Raw genomic sequence first — 20,450 nt, 5'->3', positions numbered from 1 at the left:
CGGTGGCGTCACGCCTGGGGCGCACGCCCGGCGAGACGCTTGATACGGCCGGTCGCCCGGCGGCTGACCTCCTTGAGACCCCCGGCAGCGAGGTACTGACGTGCGAGCGCGAGGTCGGACCGCACCCCCCGGGGCCGCTCGAAGGGATGGGCGGTGGTGTCCGGCGCGGGCAGCACGTACTCCAGATCCGCCGCACGGCGCGGGAACCGGCAGAACTCCACCAGCGGCTGCAACACCGTCGACCAGCGGTAGTCCTCGGCGAACGCGCGGACGTGGGCGCGCGCCTCGGCCACCGCGTCGTCGTCGTAGAGATAGGTCTCCAGGGCCTGCTCCAGCGCCTCGACGTCCTCCGGCGGGACGGTGGCACCGAGGCCACGCTCGGCGATCAGCGTGCCGAAGGTGTCACCACCGGTGGCGACGATCGGCAACGACGCCCACAGGTAGTCGAGGATCCGGGTCCGGAAGCTGAAGGCGGTCTCGACGTGGTGGAAGTGGGTCGAGACGCCCAGGTCCGCGTCCAGGAGATAGTCCGCACGCTCGGCGTAGGGCACCCACCCCGAGTTGAAGAAGACATGCCGGTCCGTGAGCCCCAGCTGGTCGGAGAGCTGGCGCAGCTCCCAGGCGATCTTCATGTCCGGCACGCCCGGGTTCGGGTGCTTCAGCCCGAGGAAGTACAACCGAACGTCCGGGTGCCGATCCTTGAGTCGATCGACCGCCCGCACCAGGGTCAACGGGTCGAACCAGTTGTAGACCCCACCGCCCCAGATGATCACCTTGTCGTCGGGGCCGATCCCCGGCACCTCGCCCTTGATCGCGTGCCGACGCTGCACGGGGGCCTCGTCGCTGATCCCGAACGGCACGACGCCGATCAGAGAGTCGAGGCTCGCGTCCTCGTCGTAGACAGGCCCGTTGATACGGCCCTGCCCGGCCAACTGGCCCAACCAGAAGTCCCGCTGCTTGTCCGACGCGCACAGCACGTAGTCAGCCCGGCGCAACTGCTCGTTGAGGATCCGCGTGGTCTCCCGGATCGAGTGTGCGCGTCCGGCCTCGCCCAGGTCCTTCGCCTGCTCCAGCTGCTCGAGGTGCATCGGGTCGTAGACGTCCGCCACCAGGATCTTGCTGCTGTCCTTGAGCCAGGGTGCGCCCTCGAGCAGGAAGCCCTGGAAGACGATCACATCGGCCCAGTCGGTCTGCACCCGCAGGTCGCGCCCGGTGGCGTAGACGACCTCGAAGTCCTGGGAGGTGGTCTTGGCGCCGGCGGTGGACACCAGCCGCACCTCGTGCTCCGGAGCCAGCGCACGGGCGATCTCCCATGCTCGGATGGCCGGACCCGCCATCCGCTCCAACAGCGGCTCACCGGTGACGACCAGCACGCGATGCCGGGAGACGAAGTGCTGGTCGATCCCGAAGGCCTTGACCAGGGCGTCGTGGGCGGTATTGTACCCGTCGAAGACATAGGCCGGCTCGATGGCGTGCCGGAAGAGCGGGAACAGCTCACGGTCGCTGCGTCGGCGCGCGGCCTGCAGCGCGGCCCGGTCCTTGGCGATGTCCGGGAACTGATCGACGAAGTAGTCCACGGCGTACACGCCGGTGAGGGCCATCTTCGGCAGCTCGAGCGTGCCGATCTCGTCGCTGCCCGGGGACCGCTGCAGGTCGAGGGTCGACGCGTCGACTCCCGCACGTGCCAACGAGCGGCGGATCGCCAACGCCATCGCGCCGGGGAGCGCCTTGGCCAGCGACTCGTCGTCGAGGTTCTTGTACATCGACAGCAGCGCATTGCGCTCGAGCAGGTACGTCTCGCGGAAGTTGCCGAACTTCTTCATCGTGACGTGGTGCTTGTGGTAGGCCACCGACTCCGGCACGTACCGCACCCGGTAGCCGAGAAGGTTCAGCCGCCACCCGAGGTCGACGTCCTCGTAGAACATGAAGAACCGCTCGTCGAAGCCGCCCACCTTCCGGTAGAGCGCGGTCGGCATGAACATCGCCGCGCCCGTACCGAACAGCACGTCCTTCGGGACGTCGTACTGCGGGCCGTCCGGCTTCTCCGCCTCGCGCTTGTACCCCGCGCCGTACCAGGTGAGCGACCCGTCGACGTAGTCGACCAGCTGCCCCTCCCAGTCCAGGACCTTGCTGGCGACCGCGCCGATGCTGACGTCCGACTCCAGGGTGCGCACCGCGGCAGCGATCCACTGTTCACCGGGGCGGGCGTCGTTGTTGAGGAAGGCCACCCACTCGCCGGTGGCCGCCTCCACACCGGCATTGCACCCGCCGGCGAATCCGAGGTTCGCGCCGGTCTCGATCACGGTCACCGACGGCACGGCGGCGGCGATGCGCTCGGCGCTGCCGTCACCGGAGTCGTTGTCCACCACGATGAGCTCGAGCTGGTCGGCCGGCCAGTCGACCTGGTCGAAGGCCCGCAGACACGTGATGGTGTCCTCGGCTCCCCGATAGTTGACCAGGACCACCGACACCACGCCGGGGCGTGTCTCCCTCGGGCTCACTCATCCTCCAGCTGTCCGTTCACAGGCACGTGCGCGCCCGGCAACAGCTCGGCAGGGACGCCGGTCCACACTACCCGGTCGGTTGTGAGCCGATCGGAGACGCCCTGCACGAGCCCTCCACATCCCGCGGGTACTGTGGTCCACCGCGAGGCCCGGCCCCCCGGGCTCCGACCGAGGAAGGCCACATGACGGACACTGCCACGGCGCGTGCGGAGGCACTCGCCCAGGAGCCGATGCGTATCGCGGGCCCCCGCCCGGGTTTCGCCCGCGGCACGCTGTCATCCCTCAAGGACATCGCATCGCACCGGGAACTGCTCGGGTCGCTGGTGCGCCGGGAGTTGAAGTCCCGCTACAAGGACAGCGCACTGGGCTTCGTCTGGAGCCTCGCCCGACCGCTGGCGATGCTGCTGATCTACTACATCGCCCTGGGACAGTTCCTCGGCGCCGCGCGGAGCACCCCCGACTTCGCGATCTTCATCTACACCGGTCTGACGGCATGGACGCTGTTCAGCGAGGTGGTCCTCGGCGGCACCGGGTCGATCGTCGCGAACTCAGGACTCATCAAGAAGGTCTACCTCCCCCGGGAGGTCTTCCCGCTCAGCGTGGTGGGTTCCTCCCTGTTCAACTTCGGGATCCAGCTGCTGATCCTGCTCGGCGCCACGATCGTCGCGGGCAAGTTCCCTACCGGGGAGCGCTGGCTGTACTTCCCGCTGTCCCTCGCGGTGGTCCTGGTCTACTCGACCGCCCTGGCGCTGCTGCTCTCGGCCGTGAACGTCTACCTCCGCGACGTCCAGTACCTGGTCGACGTCATCATCATGATCCTGTTCTGGGCCTCGCCGATCGTCTATGCGTGGAAGCAGGTCTCCGGGCACGTCAGCGGGATCATCGCCGACATCTATCTCGCCAACCCGATGACCCTCGCGGTCCTCGGCTTCCAGCGAGCGTTCTGGATCTCCGGTGACGGCGAGCCCGCACCCGGCCACCTCGGCACCCGGCTCCTCATCGTGCTGGGCATCGGACTGATCCTCCTCTGGCTGTCTCAGCGCACCTTCGCGCGGCTGCAGAGCAACTTCGCGCAGGAGCTGTGATGACCACTGTCATCGACATCGAGCAGGTCTCGAAGCGTTTCGTCATCCGCAAGGAGAAGTCCCTCAAGGAGCGGCTGGTCAACTTCGGTCGGTCCAACCTGCACAAGGAGGACTTCTGGGCGTTGCGGGACGTCTCCGTCCAGATCGAGTCCGGGAGCACCGTCGGGTTGATCGGCCCGAACGGCTCCGGCAAGAGCACCCTGCTCAAGACGATCGGCGGGATCATCCAGCCCACCAGCGGCCAGGTGCGGTTGCGTGGACGGCTGGCTGCGCTGCTCGAGCTCGGCGCGGGCTTCCACCCGGACCTGACCGGCCGGGAGAACGTCTACCTGAACGCCTCCATCCTCGGACTGTCCCGGGAGGAGACGGACAAGCACTTCGACGCGATCGTCGACTTCTCCGGGATCGAGCCCTTCATCGACACGCAGGTGAAGTTCTACTCCTCCGGGATGTACGTCCGGCTGGCCTTCGCGGTCGCGGTCCACGTCGACCCGGACATCCTGTTGGTGGATGAGGTGCTGGCCGTCGGTGACGAGCCGTTCCAGCGCAAGTGCCTCGAGCGGATCCGCGAGTTCCAGCGCGAGGGCCGCACCATCGTGCTGGTGACGCACGGTCTGGACCAGGTGGCGGAGTTCTGCGACCGCGCGGTGGTGCTGGACCACGGCCACCTCGCCGCTGACGGCCCGCCGCGGGAGGCCCTCAAGGTGCTCCGGGCCGACTTCGAGGCCACCCGCAAGGAGGAGATCGAGCGCAAGCAGGCCTCTCCGGGGACGGGTCTGCCGGTGGCCTCCGTGGCCGCCCTCGGCCTGATCGGTGCCCGCGGTGAGAGCGGCGGTGCCGTGATCAGCACCGGCGCCGATCTGACGGTGGCGCTCCAGGTGAACGCCGAGACCCCGTTGCCGGCCGGGTGGGAGCTCGGCATCGCCATCGCCACCCCGCTCGGGACGGTGCTGGGCGGCACCAACACCCATCTGCTCGGCGCGCAGACTCCCGCGGTGGACGGCAGCCGCCGGTACTCCTTCCACATGAAGGACCTGCGACTGGGCGAGGGCGAGTACATCGTGCAGACGTCGCTGTCCACGCCCGAAGGCACCGAGGTGCACGCCCTTCCCGACGCGATGCACTTCACGGTGGAGGCGGACGGCCGTTCACAGGGCCCGCTCTACCTCGACGCCAGCTTCGCCGCCGACCCGAACTGACGGGTCGACACGTTTTTCGCGTGGCCTCGCGCCGCGCCCGACAGGGAGTAGGACATGGTCGAGCGAGTCAAGCGCCTGGCAGGCCGAGTGGCACGGGGCGCCTACCGACGGCTGCGCCCCAGCCCGGCACCGACCCCCGCCGCGGTGGTCGAGCCCCCGACCGCGGACGACGTGTCCGTGATCTTCGACGCCGGGTACTACCTGGACACGAACCCCGATCTCGCCGAGGCCGGGATCGACGCGCGGGCGCACTACGACCAGCACGGGCGGGCAGAAGGACGCGCGCCGTCACCCCTGTTCGACCCGGCGTGGTACGCGGAGAACCACCCCGAGATCGCCGCGACCGGGCTCGATCCGCTCGAGCACTTCCTCACCGTCGGCGGGCAGGAGGGTCTCGACCCGGTGCGCGCCGGCTTCGACTCCGCCTGGTATCTGGCCCAGCACCCGGATGTCGCGGCGAGCGGCGAGAACCCGCTGGTGCACTATCTGCGCGTCGGGGCGGCCTCGTCCGCCGACCCCTCGGAGCACTTCGACACCGCCTGGTACCTGGCGCACAACCCCGACGTGGCCGGAACCGGGATGAACCCGCTGGTCCACTACCTCTGGCACGGCATCGGAGAACGTCGGCGCCCGAACGATCGAGGCGTCAACCTGCTGGGAGAGCCCGGTGACGACTCCACGCGGTCCGTCTCGGTGGCGCATTACCTGGGCCGATCGCACCCCGACCTGCACCCGCTGCGCGTCGTGCCCGGCCCCACGGTGCCCCGGATCAACCTGGTCACCGACTCCATCGGGGAGAACTCCCTGTTCGGCGGGGTGGCCACGGCGCTGTTGCTCGCCGCGGCCTGGGTCGAGCGCTCGGGGCGTCGCCTGCGGATCGTCACCCGCACCTCGGCGCCGGACGCCTCGGGGCTCGGCGACCTGTTCCGGACCATCGGGCTGCGCACCACGCACCAGCCCGAGTTGGCGTACGTGCCGCGCGAACGCGGTGACTACCTGGAGACCGGTGAGGACGAGGTCTTCCTGACCACGTCCTGGTGGTCCACGGCGTCCGTGCTGAAGACCGTTCCCGCGGAGCGAGTGGCGTACATCCTGCAGGAGGACGAGCGCTGCTTCTACCCGATCGGGCACGACTGGCTGATGGCCTCGCGGATCATGAACCACCCGGGGCTGCGGGTCGTGGTGAACACCGAGAACCTGCGTCAGCACCTCATCTCGACCGGGGTGGACAACCTCGCCCGCACAGCGGTGTCCTTCGAGCCATCGTTCCGCGCCTTCCTGCGGCCGGGCCGACTGCTCGGCGCCGACCGGAAGCGCCACCTGTTCTTCTACGCCCGGCCGCACAACCCGCGGAACCTGTTCCACATCGGGATCGCCGCGCTGGACCGGGCGATCGCCGACGGGCACCTGCCCCGCGAGCAGTGGCAGGTGCACCTGGTGGGCCGGGAGGTCCCGGCGCTCGAGTTCTCCGACGGTTCGCGTCCAGCGGTGCACGGGTCGCTCGGGTGGGCGGACTACGGGGAGTTCCTCGGCACGATGGACATCGGGCTGTCGCTGATGGCCTCGCCGCACCCGTCGTATCCACCCCTGGACCTGGCCGCGAGCGGCTCGGTCGTGGTCACGAACGAGTGGGCGGGAAAGATGTCCTTCGACGACGTCTCCGACCGGATCGTGGTCGCGGAGCCCGAGGTCGCCGCACTGGCCGACGCGATCGGTCGGGCCGCCCGCCGGGTCGAGGAACTGACCGATCAGCCCTTCGCCCCCGCCGACACGCCGTACTTCGCCCCGTGGCCGGAGAACCTGGCACCCGCGGTGGACCACCTGGCCGAGGCTTTCGGCGATGCGTGAGGTCCCGGTCGCGCGCCCGGACTACCGCGACCCCTGGAAGCTCAGCTTCGCGGAGCGGTACCGCATGTTGCGCGCCGAGCCCGTCCACGTCGCGTACTACTACCGCTGGCCGGACGCCTCGACCTTCCGCTACCGGTGCTACAACACCGCGATGGCGCTGAACGACCTGGTGCCGGGGGTCAGCGCGAGCTGGTTCGAGGAAGCGGACGGCGACGCTCTGCTCGACGTGGTCAAGGACGTCGACATCCTCGTGATCGGCCGGGTGCCCTACTCCGACCAGGTCGCACAGCTGATCGCGGTCGCCCGCCGCTTCGGCACCCGGGTGCTGGCCGACGTGGACGACTACGTCTTCGATCTGGCCGTCGTGCCCGAGGTCGTCAAGACGCTCGATCAGTACGAGGGCGACATCGCCGCCGCCGAGCCGATGTGGAACTGGTGGTTCGCCTACTTCGCGCGAGTGCGGCAGACGATGGAGCTCGTGGACGAGATCATCGTCACCAACGACTTCCTGGCGGCCCGGACGCGCGAGGTGTTCACGGACCGTCCGGTGCGGGTCATCCCCAACTTCATGGGCCCCGAGCAGATCGCCTACTCCGAACAATTGGTGGCCGCCCGGGCCGCGGCGGGTGATCGCGACGACGGCACGGTGCATCTCGGGTACTTCTCCGGGACCCCGACGCACAACCGGGACCTGGCCCTGGCGGCCGGGGCCGTCGCCCGGCTGATGCAGCGGGACGACTCGGTGCGGTTGCGATTGGTCGGGTTCCTCGATCTGAAGGACTCCCCGCTCAGCACCGTCCGCGACCGGATCGACCAGGTCCCCCTCACCGACTACCTCGACCTGCAGCGGCTGATCTCCGAGGTCGACGTGAGTCTGGCGCCGTTGCAGGACAACCGGTTCACCAACTGCAAGTCGGAGCTGAAGTACTTCGACGCGGCGGCGGTGGCCGTTCCGAGCCTGGCGTCACCGACCTACACGATGTCGGCGGCGATCGACCACGGCGTCAACGGGTTGTTGTCCCGGGTGGACGAGTGGGACGAGATGCTGGACCGCGCCGTCTCCGACCACCGCGGTGCCGGGCGGCAGATGGGCCGACGGGCATACGACCACGCCATCGCCGCCTACAGCCCGGTGGCGATGGTCGACCGGATCACCGCGGCGCTCGGTCTGCCGTCGGACGGAGCCTGACGCTCACCCACCCTCGGGATCGACGGCGAGCCGCCGAAGATCGGGGATGAGCTCGTCGTCGAGCACCATCGCTTGCGCACTGTCTCGCAGGTGCTCGATCACCCCGGTCGCACCGGTGTCCCGGAACCACGCGGTGTCCGATCGGGCGAGGACACCGATCAGGCCCGCTGTCTGGCTCAGACCGACCGCGAGCAGCACGGCGCCGCCCCAGCGCATCGCGATCCCTACCCCACGGCCGTTCGCCGCCAGGATCATCGTGAGCGATCGCGCCGCCAGGATCAGGATCGGAGCCAGGAGCGGCTGCAGGTAGCGGCCCTGGACGCCGAGCACCTCACCGAGTTCGCGCACGGCGGCGTAGTTCTCCACCAGCAGCGCGGCAAGATAGCCCCCGCTCGCCAGGAGCAGGGTCAGACCGGCCGGACGGGCCAGAGCGGCGCGCGGCCCCAGGACCGGCAGCGCCAGCACCCCGACCACGGCGATGACGAGGATCGTGCCCAGCACGTGGGCCCCGTTCGTGGCGGAGACGGCATCGTCGGCCCGCACCGGGAAGAGGGTCCAGCTCGTCATCATCCCGGGCAGCCAGTCATGGGTGACGAAGTCGAACAGCCCCGCCACGGAGAACGGGTCGTCGGGGTAGGCGGCGTCCAACTCGAAGTTCCGGCCCCACGGGCCCCAGGTCATGCAGATCGACACGGACTGCACATCGGCGCAGTCCGGCTGCACCGTCCCGTACCGGACCACGTTCAGGACGTACCGCTCCACCACCGCGGCCACGGCCACCAGGGCGCCCACCGTCGCGGCGATCGGGCCGGTCCGCCATCGCCACCGACTCAGAGCCCGCCCGCGTCGACGCACCAGCACCCGAGCCTGTGCCACCAGGACGCCGATGCCTGTCACGGCGATCAGGGGCAGCATCGTGTACTTCGAGATCGACAGCGCCGCCGCCGCCATCAGGAACAGGGCCCAGGCGTAGCCGTCGATCCGGTCCGCACGCAGCAGCCGCACGGCCGGGATCCACATCAGCGGCAGCAGGAGGAAGGCCAGATTGTCGTAGTTGACGGTCGCGGCGAGGAATGTGGTCATCGGCACCGCGGCGACGAGCAGCACCACGACGTTCGACGCCAACCCGGACAGCCCCATCACCCGCCCGAGCCGCCGAATGGCGAACAGGGCTCCGGTGACTATCCCGACCGTGACCAACCGCACCACCACGCGCTGGTCCTCGAATCCCAGGCCCGCACTCCACCGCCACGGGTAGCTGAGCAGCCAGTGGTACAGATAGGAGCCGTAGCGTTCGACGTCACCGACACCGACCAGGGTGTCGGGCTGAGCCCCCCACGGCGAGCCGCCGTGGGCGAAGTAGCGGATCGCCTTGAGGTGATACGGCTCGTCGTACAACGACTCGCCCATGGTGATCGCGAGCAGGCCCGCCTGCGCCGCGAACACCACGGCGATCACCGCCGTCGCCCAGACGGATCCGACCGCGGTGATTGCCCAAGTCCCGGCGCGACCCATCCCCGGCCGCACGGCCGCCAGCCCCGCCTTCCAGTGCTGAAGAGCCGTGTCCGTCGGTGTCCGGCTCACCGCGCGCCCGGCAGATACGGATCGTCGAGGACCGAACCCCAGCGCGCGTCGAACACCCGACGGTCCTGGTCCTGCGGCGTGGACCCGAAGCGGTAGACCTGGGCCTCGGGCTGCCAGATCGCCCGCAGACCGCCGGCCCGCAGCTTCAAGGACAGATCGACGTCCGCCAGGGAGCCCAGAGCAGTCTCGTTCAGGCCGCCGGCCTCGAGGAAGTCCTCCCGGCGCACGGCCAGCACGCCATCGCCCAGCGCGCTCGCCTCACGGGCCACCTGCAACGCGGCGAACGGACCGTGCTCCTCCGGGCGCCGCCCCCACGCAAAGGGCTCCATGGTGCGGTCCACATGCACCCATCCGGCGTGACGCAGCCGCCCGTCCTCGCCGAGAGTGCGGGCTCCCACCGCTCCGACACCGCCCTCGTCGAGGGGGGCGATCAGCTCGGTGAGCAGGTTCTCCGACCGCACCTCGGAACGCTGATCGAGCAGGACCAACACCGATCCCGCCGCCCTGAGGACGCCCAGGTTGGCGGCGGCGGCCGTGCTGACCCCGGGCGCGGACTCCACCAGGCGCAACCGGTCACCCGCGAGGTCTGCCAACGCGGACAGCACGGTGTCGGGCGTCGCGGGGGTGTGGACGACGATCAGCTCGAACCGCGGATGGCCCGCACGCGAGAGCAACGACCGCACCGCGTCGACCACGAACACCCGGTCCTGACCCCAGATCCGGCCGACGGCACCATCGGTGGCGATCACCACGCTCACCAGGACATTCGGGTCCGCCCAGCGTCGTACGCGGTACGTGCTGCCCAGCCACCCCTTGTCGGCGACAGCGGCCACACCCGTCCGGTCCAGGTGTTCCTGCACGGCACGGACGCCCGCGTCCCAGGCGTACGGCTTGGCCGCCGCATCACCCGCCGCCGAGCCGGGGACCACGCGCCAGTGGTAGAGCACCTCGGGGATGTGGTGCACCTCGCGCGCGGCCTCCGAGACCCGCAGCGCGAGATCGTGGTCCTGCGAGCCGTCGAACCCCACGCGGAAGCCGCCGAGCTCCCGTACCAGCGCGGTCCGCATCACCGACAGGTGCCCGGTGTACATGTGGCCGCGCAGGCGCTCCGGCGACCAGTCCGGCTTGCGGTCGTGGTCGTAGAACTGTCCGTCCTCGCCGAGCTTGTCCTCGTCGGAGTAGAGGTAGTCCGCGTCCGGGTGTGCCTCGACCGCGGACCGGACGACCGCCAGCGCGTCGGGGGTCAACAGGTCGTCGTGATCCACCAGCACGAGGAACTCTCCCCGTGCGGCGGCCACCGCGTCGTTGGACGCCGCGACGATGCCACCGCCCTGCGCACGCTCGATCACCCGGATCCGAGGGTCCTGCTCGGCGTGGTCGCGCAGGCAGGCCCGGACCTCGTCCCGGGTGGAGCGGTCGTCCACCAGGACGAGTTCCAGGTCCGCATCCGACTGACCGGTGACCGAGGCAATCATCTCGGTCAGCACCTGCACCGGCGGGTCGTAGACCGGGGTCACCACGGAGAAGAAGGGCCGTTGCGTCATCTCAGTTGCCCCGAGCCCGGCGAGCCGCACGGCGGGCCAGCGCGGCCGGCCCGCTGTCCAGCTTGTGCTGCAGCGCCTGGACCTCCTCGTTCGCCCGTGCCCACCCCGCGTGAGCGCCCTGCGCGTCGACATGCGACTTGTGCAGTTCCTCGTTCAGGAAGTCGAGCGTGCCCTGCTGATGGGCGAGGTGTTCACGCAGGTTCGCGAGCTCCGCCTCCTGCCCGACCGCATGGTCGCGCGCGACCACCAGGCGGTGCCGCAGGTCGAGCAGCTGGGCCGCCGCCGAATCCACGTCCTGGGCCGCGACCAGAGCCGCCTCGACGAGTTCGCCCTCAGCGACGAAGTCGTCGGTCGGGGCCGGCAGGATGTCGGCCGGCGAGACCGTGGTCACCTCCGGGCTCGTGACCTCGGACGACGGGGATGCGGTCAGGACGAACTGGTACACGTCGGCGTAGGGCTGCGAGCGCACCCAGCTCACGACACCGGCGGGCAGGCGGCCCTGGTCCACCGGCACCTCGGTCGCCAGCGGGTCGAAGACCGTGGCGCGCAGGTCGGTCACGGTCAGACCTGCCTCACGCAGCATGTGCAGCAGCGACTCGTAGGTGAAGAAGGAGACGTGCGTCCGGTCGAGCAGCCCGGTGTCGGAGTACTCCCAACTGCCCTGGAGCAGGGCGAGCCGCACGGACCCGTGAGCCACGTTGGGCACCGAGATCACCACCGACCCTCCCGGACGCAGCAGCCGCATCGCGCGACGGACCGCGCGCTCCGGGTCGCGCAGGTGCTCCAGCACGTCACCGAAGATCACCCGGTCGAAGCTGCCGGGCTCGAAGAGGCTGTCCAGTTCGGTGCGGTCGAGGTCGGCGACCTTCACCTCGCGCAGGACCTTGCGTGCCTCGGCGGCGTCGGCCTCGTCGATCTCCACGCCGCTGACCCGGCACCCGCGCTCGATCAGCGCGGCGCCCTGGTACCCCGAGGCACAGCCGACGTCGAGGACATCGGCGTCCGGGCCGACCATGTCCACGATGATCGTGTGACTCGAGTTGCGGATCTGGGTCTGCACCGTCGTCTTGTAGTGAGACAAGAAGAACTCTCCTCGGGCCGGCGGGTGAGGCCGCAGGCAGCCCCATCACGAGAGCCGCCATGCTAGCCGTAGCACCACACGCTAGCTCCGTGACGCTAGGCTGTGGGCCCTCTGACCTGTCTGGAGGACACACTCGTGCGCATGCTCGTCACCGGCGGAGCCGGCTTCATCGGTTCCAACTTCGTGCACCAGGTCGTGCGCGAGCACCCCGAGGTCGAGGTCACCGTCCTCGACGCCCTGACCTACGCCGGTGACGAGAAGAGCCTGGCGCCGGTGTGGGACAAGATCACCTTCGCCAAGGGTTCGATCACCGACCACGACATCGTCGACGACCTGGTGAAGAACGCCGACGTGGTGGTGCACTTCGCCGCGGAGTCGCACAACGACAACTCGCTGCACGACCCGTGGCCGTTCGTGCACACCAATGTGATCGGCACCTACACGCTGCTGGAGGCCGTGCGCCGCCACGACGTGCGGTACCACCACATCTCCACCGACGAGGTCTACGGCGACCTGGAGCTGGACGACCCGGCGAAGTTCACGCCGGACACCCCGTACAACCCCTCCAGCCCGTACTCCTCCACCAAGGCGTCCTCCGACCTGCTGGTCCGCGCCTGGGCCCGCTCCTTCGGGGTGCGCGCCACGCTGTCGAACTGCTCGAACAACTACGGGCCGTACCAGCACGTGGAGAAGTTCATCCCGCGCCAGATCACCAACGTGATCGACGGCGTCCGGCCGAAGCTGTACGGCACCGGGGAGAACGTCCGGGACTGGATCCACGTCGAGGACCACAACTCGGCGGTCTGGGACATCATCACCAAGGGCCGACTGGGTGAGACCTACCTGATCGGCGCGGACGGCGAGGAGAACAACAAGACCGTCATCGAGCTGATCCTCGAGCTGATGGGCCAGGACTCCTCCGCCTACGACCTGGTCTCCGACCGTCCCGGCCATGACCTGCGCTACGCCATCGACGCCACCAAGCTCCGCACCGAGCTGGGCTGGACGCCGCGGTACACCACTTTCCGCGACGGCCTGGCCGCCACGGTCGAGTGGTACCAGGCGAACGAGGCGTGGTGGCGGCCGCAGAAGGACGCCACCGAGGCGAAGTACAGCCAGCTCGGTCGCTGATCGACGGGCGCGGCATCCCGGCCGGGGTGCCGCGCCCGTCGGTCGCAGCCGCGCGATCCCGCCATGAAGAGCGACAACCGCCCGTACCTGTTCCCGGTCGACCACCTGCGCGCGTTCGCCGTCGTCCTGGTGCTGGTCTACCACTCGATCCAGCTCATCTCGCAGGCCGCCGACCCGGCGACGGGGTGGCAGCCCGACCGGTGGCTGCACACCGACAATCCGGTGTTGGCCCTCCTGTTGGAGGGGCACACCGGGGTCGCACTGTTCCTGGTGCTGAGCGGCTTCATCTTCACCACCGGCACGCTCGACAAGGACGTCGCGTACTGGCCGTTCCTGCGCAATCGGCTGCTGCGGGTGTACCCGCTCTACCTGACGGTGCTGCTGGTCGGAGCGGCGAGCACCGACGCGCCCTTCGACCTGGGCACCTTCCTGCGAGCACTGCTGCCGATCGCGAACTTCGGCCCGGTCGGCATCGGTGGCGTCTGGGGCGCGATGTTCTGGGCGGTCGGGGTGGAGCTGCAGTTCTACGTGATCTTCCCGTTGCTGCTCCGTCTGCTGCAGCGCAGCGGACCGACCGCACTGCTGCGGTTGATCGCGGCGCTGGCCGTCCTGCGGTCCCTGGCGTGGGCGGTCTCCCCCGACCAGGTCGACCTCACCGAGCTCACGTACTTCTCCCTAGTCGGCAGATTGGACCAGTTCCTGCTCGGCATGCTCGCCGGCTGGTGGTACCTGCGGGGGCCGCGGACCCGGTCGGCGGTGCTGGCCCTGGTCGGTGGCGTGGTGGCGGTGTTCGGTCTGGCCCTGGTCGCCAATCACGAGACGGTCTTCCTGTCCACGTCCTGGTGGCGGGTGTTCTGGGTCGACGTCGAGGGACTGACCTGGGCCGCGGTCATCGTCGGCGCTGTCGTGCTGTTCCGGTCCCGGCGCGGACGGGTGTCCACCGCACTGGCCGCCGTCGGTGAGCGCAGCTACTCAGCCTATCTGCTGCACTTCGTGATCATCACGATCGTGGCGGCGCACGAGGGCTGGTGGGTCCGGGTCGGCGGGCCCGTCGCCACCGCGCTCGCCACCGGAGTCCTGGTGGTGCTGCCCGCCGTCCTGCTGCTGTCCTGGTTGACCTACGCGGCGATCGAACGCCCGTTCCTCGCGATGCGGGGCCAGTACGTGCGACCCCGACCGGAGGCGTAGGCCTCGCCCGAGGTGGGACCGAGGCCCCGCCGCGGGCCGCGGACCGGCTGTTCTGCACACGGCCTTCACGACCCCCGCCCGCCGGGTCCGTCGTCGCAGCGCCGACGCCTTCTATGCTCATCCGCGTGACAAGCCGCCACGCAGCCCCCGCACGCCCGCGCTCCATCCGCCACGGGCGTCTTCGCCGCAGCCACCATGTGCTGCGCGGTGTGGCCCTGACCGCGATCGGGTTGATGGCCTTCGGCGCTTCCGGTGCGGCGGCGCTTTACCAGCAGCTGAACGGCAACATTGCCAGCTCGGACGTGGGGGCGCTGGTGACCACGCTCCCCCAGCCGACCCCGACCGAGGACACGGTCGCCGACCCGAACGCCGGTCAGCCGGTCAACATCCTGCTGTTGGGCTCCGACGAGCGGGACGGCGAGAACGAGGCCTTGGGCGGCTATGTCGGCGGCATGCGGTCGGACACGTCCATCGTGGCGCACATCTCCGCGGACCGGACCCGGGTCGAGCTGGTGTCGATCCCGCGTGATTCCCTGGTCGACATCCCGTCGTGCACGATGTCGGACGGCAGCACCACCGCTCCGCAGCGCAACACGATGTTCAACTCGGCGTTCTCCATCGGTGCGGACAACGGTGGCGATGTGGCGTCGGCGGCGGCGTGTACCTGGAACACGGTGCAGACCAACACCGGGGTGCCGATCAACCACTTTGTGGTGGTGGACTTCGCCGGGTTCGTCAACATGATCGATGCCCTCGACGGCGTGGAGATGTGCATCCCCAACGACATGTCCGCGCCGAAGGCGGGGCTGTATCTGAACGCCGGCAATCAGCGACTGAACGGCACCCAGGCGTTGGCCTTCGCCCGGGCCCGCACCGGCGTCGGGGTGGGGGACGGTTCGGACACCAATCGTCTCGGCCGGCAGCAGGAGCTCCTGGCCGGGGTGATGCGCGAGCTGTTGACCAAGAACATGCTGACGGATGTCCAGCAACTGATCCGGTTCCTCGACCAGGCGACCGCCTCGCTGTCCGTGGACAGCGGATTCGGGTCGATCACCGACATGGCCGCGCTCGGTTACAGCCTGCGGGGCATCAGCAGTGACAACATCTCCTTCATGACGATTCCGTTCGCCACGGCACCCAGCGACCCCAACCGGGTCGTGTGGACCGATGAGGCGGACATCATCTGGGACAACATCGCCAACGACCGGCCGATGATGACCGGGGTCGGGAGCGATGCCGCCACCGACGACGCCGCGGGTGCGGTCACCGGCGAGGCCCCGGTCGACGGCGGCTCGGATGGCACCGTGGCCACCGAGGCCCCCGGTGCTGAGGTGAGCGCCCCCGCGCCGCAGGCCACCCGCGAGGCGGGCAAGGAGAGCTTCACGGCCAATGACGTGACCGCGGTCTGCGGCTGATCGTGGCCCGTCGCCCCGAGCACGATCCCGATCAGGACGGTGCGCTCCCGCCCAGTTTCACCCCTGGTGAGGCGGGTGCTCGACCGGCCTCTGGTGATGCCCGTCCGGTCGGTCCCGCGGTCGAGCCGCCGGTCCGCCGGGCGCGTCCGGTCGCGCCCACCCGGGTGAGCGGTCGTCGTCCCGAGGGTGCGGCCTCCGGGCAGACGCCGGCGGACTCGGCTGCCCGACGCGCCGCGAACTCCAGCACCCCTCCGACGGGGACGCGGCCTGCCCGCCCCGCCGCTGCCGGTGCGGCCACGAGCGCCCGCGACATGTCAACCGGTGAGCGGCCTCGACGCAGCTCCCCCGCCTCCTTCACCCCCCAGGGCCAGTCCACGCCGGGTGAGTCACCCAGCCGTGGCGCGCGGACCTCGGCCCGCACCGGTGGCTCCGCTGTCCCGGTCACCGCCGACGCGCCGCCCCGCCGCTCCGCCAGCTCGTCCCCCACCGCTCCCGCGTCCGCCGGACACCAGGAGGCTGAGCCCGGAGGCACCCGCGTGCTCCCGGCCGCCAGCGGCGCGCGCCGCAGCACGCCGACCGGCCCGGGTCGACCCGGCTCCACCCACGGCTCCGTGGCATCGGATGCCCACCGGTCCTCGCGTGCTCCCGGTGACGACTCCCTCACGCCGCCCATCGCGCCGACCCCTGCTCCGCGCCGTCGCCGTCGCCGCGGGCGTCGGGTGGCTCTGGTGCTGGTGGTTTTGCTGCTCCTGGTGATCGCCTGGCCGGTCGGCCTCGCCGTGTGGGCGAACGGGAAGATCCAGCACGTCGATGCGCTCTCCGGCGCGGCGAACACCCCGGGCGAGACGTATCTGCTGACCGGGTCGGACTCGCGCGAGGACGGCGCGATCGAGGACACCACCACCGTGGGTGCCCGCACCGACACCATCCTGCTGCTGCACGTGCCGGAGTCCGGGCCGCCGGCGCTCATCTCGCTGCCCCGGGACACGTATGTGGACATCCCTGGCTTCGAGTCCGGCAAGTTGAACGCGGCGTTCTCCTGGGGTGGCGCACCGCTGCTGGTGCAGACCGTGGAGCAGTTGACCGGTCTGACGGTGGACCACTACGTGGAGATCGGCTTTGCCGGGGTCGAGGGCGTGGTGGACGCGGTCGGTGGCGTGGAGCTGTGCCTGGACGACTCGGCGCTGACCTTCCCGGTGGCGGACACCAACTCCGGGCTGTTCTGGGACGCCCCGGGGTGCAAGACGACCGACGGGGTGACCGCCCTGGCCTTCGCCCGGATGCGGTACTCCGATCCCACCGGTGACATCGGCCGTGGTCAGCGCCAGCGTCAGCTGATCAGCGCCGTGACCACGTCCGTGGCCACCCCGGGCACGCTGCTGAACCCATTCCGACAGGTCGACCTGGTCGATGCCGGCACCGCCGCGTTGACCACCAGCGAGGGCACGAACATCGTCGACGTGGCGAAGCTGGCGTTGGCCTTCCGCAGCGCGGGCGGCGAGGGCGGCATCACCGGTACACCCCCGATCCGGAGCCTGGACTACCGACCCGGTGGCGTGGGGTCGACGGTGCAGCTGGACCCAGACCAGACACCGACGTTCTTCCAGCAGATCCGGGACGGTGAGCTGGCACCGGGCGTGTACGGCGGGGTACCCCAGGGCTGAGTCCCACCCCGGGGACTGCTCAGCAGCGGGGGTCAGTGCGCCAGTCCGGTCCCGGAGATCCAGCGCCGACCATTCCGCCACGCCAGCCGCCCGCCATCGCGCACCCGCTCGCAGAACCGGGTGGTGGCCCGGCGCAGTCGGGGGCCGAGAGGCCGCTCCACGAACCGGTGCACCAGCCAGGCCAGCAGCAGTGACAGGGCTGTGGCCGCGAGCAGCACCGCCCAGACCGGCACCCGATCGTGCAGCAGGTGGATGACCCACAGCCCCCAGTACTCGTGCAGGAGGTACAGCGGATAGGTCAGCGCACCGGCGGTGGTCAATCCGGACCAGGTCCAGCGGTTGACCGGTGTCAGGGCGACGATCGCCACCACCGCGATACAGCCCAGCAGCGCCATCGCCAGACCCCAGGAGGTCGGGGCGTGCACCGAGTTACGGCCCAGCGAGTCCATCCGGGCCGGCACCAGTGCGGCGAGCACCAGCACCGCGTTACCGGCGACGATCAGCCACGGTGCCCAGGTGTGTCCGCAACGGTGAATCACGTACAGCGCCATCCCCGCGGCGAACAGGGGGGCGTACGGCGCGACCAGCCAGGTCACGGCGTCGGACCAGCCCAGCACCCGGGCGGTCATCGCTGCCAACGGCCAGAGCGCGGCAAAGGCCAGCACCCGGCGTCGGGTGATCCCCACCGCCGCGAAAAGCACGATCAGTAGGTAGAACCGCAGCTCCACCCACAACGTCCAGTACACCCCGTCAACGTGCCCGACATCGACCAGCGATTGCAGCAGGGTGAGGTTCACCAACATCTGCCCACCGGTGATCTCCTTGCCCGGCCAGATCACCAGGAGCAGGAACCCGGTGGCCAGCACCCCCACCCAGTAGCCCGGGTACAGCCGCCCGACCCGGGACCCGATGATGTCCGGCACCGACCTGCCCCAGGCGGTCATCAGGATGACGAACCCGCTGATGACGAAGAACAGCTCCGGCCCGAGCGACAGGTAGGTCGCAGTGGGCGCGAGCGCCGGTGCCACCTCGGCCAGGTCACGGCCCCAGGCGTCGGTCTCTCGGGCGATGAAGTGATAGAGCAGCACCCCGGCGGCGGCCAGGAACCGCAGCCCGTCCAGGGCGACCAGGCGGGAACCCCGTGGCACAGGGACGGCGGTGGTGCGGACGACCGGGAGCGTCCCGGTGAGGACATCAGCGTCCCGGGGCGCACGGTCGATCGAGGTCGCGGCTGTCACTCATTCGACGGTAGGCGCGAGTCCTGAGGGCCGCCTGTCGAGCCGGTGATCCGTCCCGGACCTTCACATCCCGGTCAGGCACCGAACCCGATCGACGGACCGCCGCCGGAGCGCCGTGCACGCAGCCGCTCCCCCTTGGCATCCGCCTGGGCGCGCAGATCGGCCTGAAAGTCCACCATCGCACGGCGGATCCGCTCGGCCTCAGTGTCGGTCCCCGCGCCCAGGATCCGCGCGGCCAGCAGACCCGCATTGCGCGCACCACCGATGGAGACGGTCGCCACCGGGACACCGGCGGGCATCTGCACGATGGACAGCAGAGAGTCGAGCCCGTCCAACCGGGCCAACGGCACCGGCACCCCGATCACGGGCAGTGGGGTGACCGCGGCGAGCATCCCGGGCAGGTGAGCGGCACCACCGGCACCGGCGATGATCACCCGCAGGCCACGGTCGGCGGCGGCGCGCCCGTAGTCGACCATCTTGTCCGGTTGGCGGTGTGCGGAGACCACGTCGACCTCGACCGGGACGTCGAACTCGGCGAGGGCGTCGGCGGCGTCGGTCATCACGGGCCAGTCGGAGTCCGAGCCCATCACGATGCCGACCAGAGGCTGGGTCATGCGTCCACTCCCATCACAGTGGCGGCTGCGGCCCGGGCCCGGGCGCGCACCGACTCGAGGTCATCGCCGGTCACGGTGACATGACCGAGTTTGCGGCCCGGACGGACCGCTTTGCCGTACAGGTGCACCTTGACGCCAGGGCCCAGCAGCGGCAGCGCGTCGGTCAGCACCGCGTGCTGGCTGCCGAGCACGTTGATCATCACCGACCAGGGCTCCCGTGCGGCGGTCTCACCCAGCGGCAGGTCGAGGACGGCCCGCAGGTGCTGCTCGAACTGGCTGGTCACCGCGCCGTCGATCGTCCAGTGCCCGGAGTTGTGCGGGCGCATCGCCAGCTCGTTGACCAGCAGGGTGCCATCGGGCAGCTCGAACATCTCCACCGCGAGCACGCCCGTCACGCCCAACCCCTCAGCGACAGTGCGACCGATCTGCTCGGCCTGTGCGGCAGTGGCGGGGTCCAGGTGTGGGGCGGGGGCGATCACCTCGGCGCACACCCCGTCGCGTTGCACCGACTCGACCACCGGCCAGGTGCGCACCTCCCCCGACGGACGCCGGGCGACCAGCACCGCCAGCTCCCGGGTGAAGGGCACCAGCTCCTCGGCGAGCAGTGGTGCGCCGGTGCCGGTGGCCGCAGCGGAGAACCAGTCGTGCACCTCGGCGGGGTCACGGACCACGCGCACGCCCTTGCCGTCGTAGCCGCCGCGTGCGGTCTTGACGACGGCGGCGCGCTCGCCGGTGGCCTGGTCCAGGAACTGGCGCAGGCCGTCCGCGGACTCCACCGCCGCCCAGCGCGGGCAGGGCACCCCGAGGGCGGTCAACCGGGTGCGCATCACGATCTTGTCCTGGGCGTGCACCAGCGCATCAGGGCCTGGGTGGACCGGGATACCGCGGTCACCCAGTTCGGTCAGCAGGGTGTTCGGCACGTGTTCGTGTTCGAAGGTCAGCACCGCGGCTCCGGACACCAGCCGTTCCAGTGCCACCGGATCACCGGGCTCCCCCACTGGGGCGTCGACCACCACCTGCGCCGCCGACGACACCGCGTCCTCGACCAGCACCCGCAGGTGCAGGCCCAGCGCGGTCGCCGCGGGTGCCATCATGCGGGCCAACTGCCCACCACCGACCACTGCCACCACGGGAGCTGCCACGAGGCAGCACCTTAGTCGACCGAT

General features: G+C 70.1%; 15 protein-coding genes. 8 read left to right on the top strand and 7 right to left on the bottom strand.

What is annotated here, in order from left to right:
- Positions 1 to 8: 8 nt before the first annotated feature.
- Complete coding sequence (locus AB0N78_RS05810; protein ID WP_363386916.1) at positions 9 to 2,501, bottom strand: glycosyltransferase; 2,493 nt, start codon at positions 2,499 to 2,501, stop codon at positions 9 to 11.
- 185 nt (positions 2,502 to 2,686) lie between these two features.
- On the opposite strand from AB0N78_RS05810, the gene AB0N78_RS05805 reads away from it, so the two are divergent.
- From AB0N78_RS05805 to AB0N78_RS05790, 4 genes are read left to right on the top strand one after another with little or no spacing between them, the layout of a single operon-like run.
- Positions 2,687 to 3,589: an ABC transporter permease gene (locus AB0N78_RS05805; RefSeq protein WP_363386914.1), complete on the top strand. Its 903-nt coding sequence runs from the start codon at positions 2,687 to 2,689 to the stop codon at positions 3,587 to 3,589.
- A complete protein-coding gene (locus AB0N78_RS05800; protein ID WP_363386911.1) occupies positions 3,589 to 4,788 on the top strand; it encodes an ABC transporter ATP-binding protein in 1,200 nt (399 codons plus the stop codon). Before AB0N78_RS05805 ends, AB0N78_RS05800 begins: the two co-directional genes overlap by 1 nt.
- Positions 4,789 to 4,842: 54 nt before the next feature.
- Entirely contained in the window at positions 4,843 to 6,636 is a 1,794-nt protein-coding gene (locus AB0N78_RS05795; RefSeq protein WP_363386909.1) for a hypothetical protein, read from the top strand.
- Positions 6,629 to 7,825 (top strand): glycosyltransferase, encoded by a 1,197-nt coding sequence (locus AB0N78_RS05790; RefSeq protein WP_363386906.1) that lies wholly within the window; start codon positions 6,629 to 6,631, stop codon positions 7,823 to 7,825. Before AB0N78_RS05795 ends, AB0N78_RS05790 begins: the two co-directional genes overlap by 8 nt.
- A gap of 3 nt (positions 7,826 to 7,828) precedes the next feature.
- Here AB0N78_RS05790 and AB0N78_RS05785 read toward each other — a convergent pair whose 3' ends face one another.
- From AB0N78_RS05785 to AB0N78_RS05775, 3 genes are all read right to left on the bottom strand, one after another.
- A complete protein-coding gene (locus tag AB0N78_RS05785; protein WP_363386903.1) occupies positions 7,829 to 9,283 on the bottom strand; it encodes a DUF2142 domain-containing protein in 1,455 nt (484 codons plus the stop codon).
- A 122-nt stretch (positions 9,284 to 9,405) separates the two neighbouring features.
- The gene (locus AB0N78_RS05780; protein WP_363386900.1) at positions 9,406 to 10,953 is read right to left on the bottom strand and encodes a glycosyltransferase; all 1,548 of its coding nucleotides are present in this window, start codon (positions 10,951 to 10,953) and stop codon (positions 9,406 to 9,408) included.
- Position 10,954: 1 nt separating this feature from the next.
- A complete protein-coding gene (locus AB0N78_RS05775; protein WP_363386897.1) occupies positions 10,955 to 12,034 on the bottom strand; it encodes a class I SAM-dependent methyltransferase in 1,080 nt (359 codons plus the stop codon).
- A 135-nt stretch (positions 12,035 to 12,169) separates the two neighbouring features.
- Between AB0N78_RS05775 and rfbB the strand changes: the two genes are divergently transcribed.
- The 4 genes from rfbB (at position 12,170) to AB0N78_RS05755 (ending at position 17,432) form a co-directional block, all read left to right on the top strand.
- A complete protein-coding gene (gene rfbB, locus AB0N78_RS05770) occupies positions 12,170 to 13,165 on the top strand; it encodes a dTDP-glucose 4,6-dehydratase (protein WP_363386895.1) in 996 nt (331 codons plus the stop codon).
- 63 nt (positions 13,166 to 13,228) lie between these two features.
- Positions 13,229 to 14,353 carry an acyltransferase gene (locus AB0N78_RS05765; protein ID WP_363386892.1) on the top strand — a complete coding sequence of 375 codons (1,125 nt, stop codon included), beginning with the start codon at positions 13,229 to 13,231 and terminating at the stop codon, positions 14,351 to 14,353.
- A 125-nt stretch (positions 14,354 to 14,478) separates the two neighbouring features.
- Complete coding sequence (locus AB0N78_RS05760; RefSeq protein WP_363386889.1) at positions 14,479 to 15,768, top strand: LCP family protein; 1,290 nt, start codon at positions 14,479 to 14,481, stop codon at positions 15,766 to 15,768.
- 311 nt (positions 15,769 to 16,079) lie between these two features.
- A complete protein-coding gene (locus tag AB0N78_RS05755; protein WP_363386886.1) occupies positions 16,080 to 17,432 on the top strand; it encodes an LCP family protein in 1,353 nt (450 codons plus the stop codon).
- Positions 17,433 to 17,464: 32 nt separating this feature from the next.
- Here AB0N78_RS05755 and AB0N78_RS05750 read toward each other — a convergent pair whose 3' ends face one another.
- The 3 genes from AB0N78_RS05750 to AB0N78_RS05740 form a co-directional block, all read right to left on the bottom strand.
- Positions 17,465 to 18,670 carry an acyltransferase gene (locus AB0N78_RS05750; RefSeq protein WP_363386883.1) on the bottom strand — a complete coding sequence of 402 codons (1,206 nt, stop codon included), beginning with the start codon at positions 18,668 to 18,670 and terminating at the stop codon, positions 17,465 to 17,467.
- Positions 18,671 to 18,744: 74 nt separating this feature from the next.
- Positions 18,745 to 19,284 carry a 5-(carboxyamino)imidazole ribonucleotide mutase gene (purE, locus tag AB0N78_RS05745; protein ID WP_363386880.1) on the bottom strand — a complete coding sequence of 180 codons (540 nt, stop codon included), beginning with the start codon at positions 19,282 to 19,284 and terminating at the stop codon, positions 18,745 to 18,747.
- Positions 19,281 to 20,426: a 5-(carboxyamino)imidazole ribonucleotide synthase gene (locus AB0N78_RS05740; RefSeq protein ID WP_363386878.1), complete on the bottom strand. Its 1,146-nt coding sequence runs from the start codon at positions 20,424 to 20,426 to the stop codon at positions 19,281 to 19,283. The genes purE and AB0N78_RS05740 overlap by 4 nt, the downstream gene beginning before the upstream one ends.
- Positions 20,427 to 20,450 lie beyond the last annotated feature (24 nt).

Source organism: Cellulomonas sp. NPDC089187 (assembly GCF_040685135.1).
Taxonomy (GTDB): Bacteria; Actinomycetota; Actinomycetes; order Actinomycetales; family Cellulomonadaceae; genus Cellulomonas.
This window is presented reverse-complemented; position numbering and strand designations above follow the sequence as displayed.

What these genes read in the sequence shown, in the direction of transcription:
- AB0N78_RS05790 (WP_363386906.1), top strand. Translation starts at nt 6,629, where the DNA reads ATGCGTGAGGTCCCGGTCGCGCGCCCGGACTACCGCGACCCCTGGAAG.
- purE (WP_363386880.1), bottom strand. Translation starts at nt 19,284, where the DNA reads ATGACCCAGCCTCTGGTCGGCATCGTGATGGGCTCGGACTCCGACTGG.
- AB0N78_RS05755 (WP_363386886.1), top strand. Translation starts at nt 16,080, where the DNA reads ATGTCAACCGGTGAGCGGCCTCGACGCAGCTCCCCCGCCTCCTTCACC.
- AB0N78_RS05780 (WP_363386900.1), bottom strand. Translation starts at nt 10,953, where the DNA reads ATGACGCAACGGCCCTTCTTCTCCGTGGTGACCCCGGTCTACGACCCG.
- AB0N78_RS05805 (WP_363386914.1), top strand. Translation starts at nt 2,687, where the DNA reads ATGACGGACACTGCCACGGCGCGTGCGGAGGCACTCGCCCAGGAGCCG.
- AB0N78_RS05795 (WP_363386909.1), top strand. Translation starts at nt 4,843, where the DNA reads ATGGTCGAGCGAGTCAAGCGCCTGGCAGGCCGAGTGGCACGGGGCGCC.
- AB0N78_RS05765 (WP_363386892.1), top strand. Translation starts at nt 13,229, where the DNA reads ATGAAGAGCGACAACCGCCCGTACCTGTTCCCGGTCGACCACCTGCGC.
- AB0N78_RS05800 (WP_363386911.1), top strand. Translation starts at nt 3,589, where the DNA reads ATGACCACTGTCATCGACATCGAGCAGGTCTCGAAGCGTTTCGTCATC.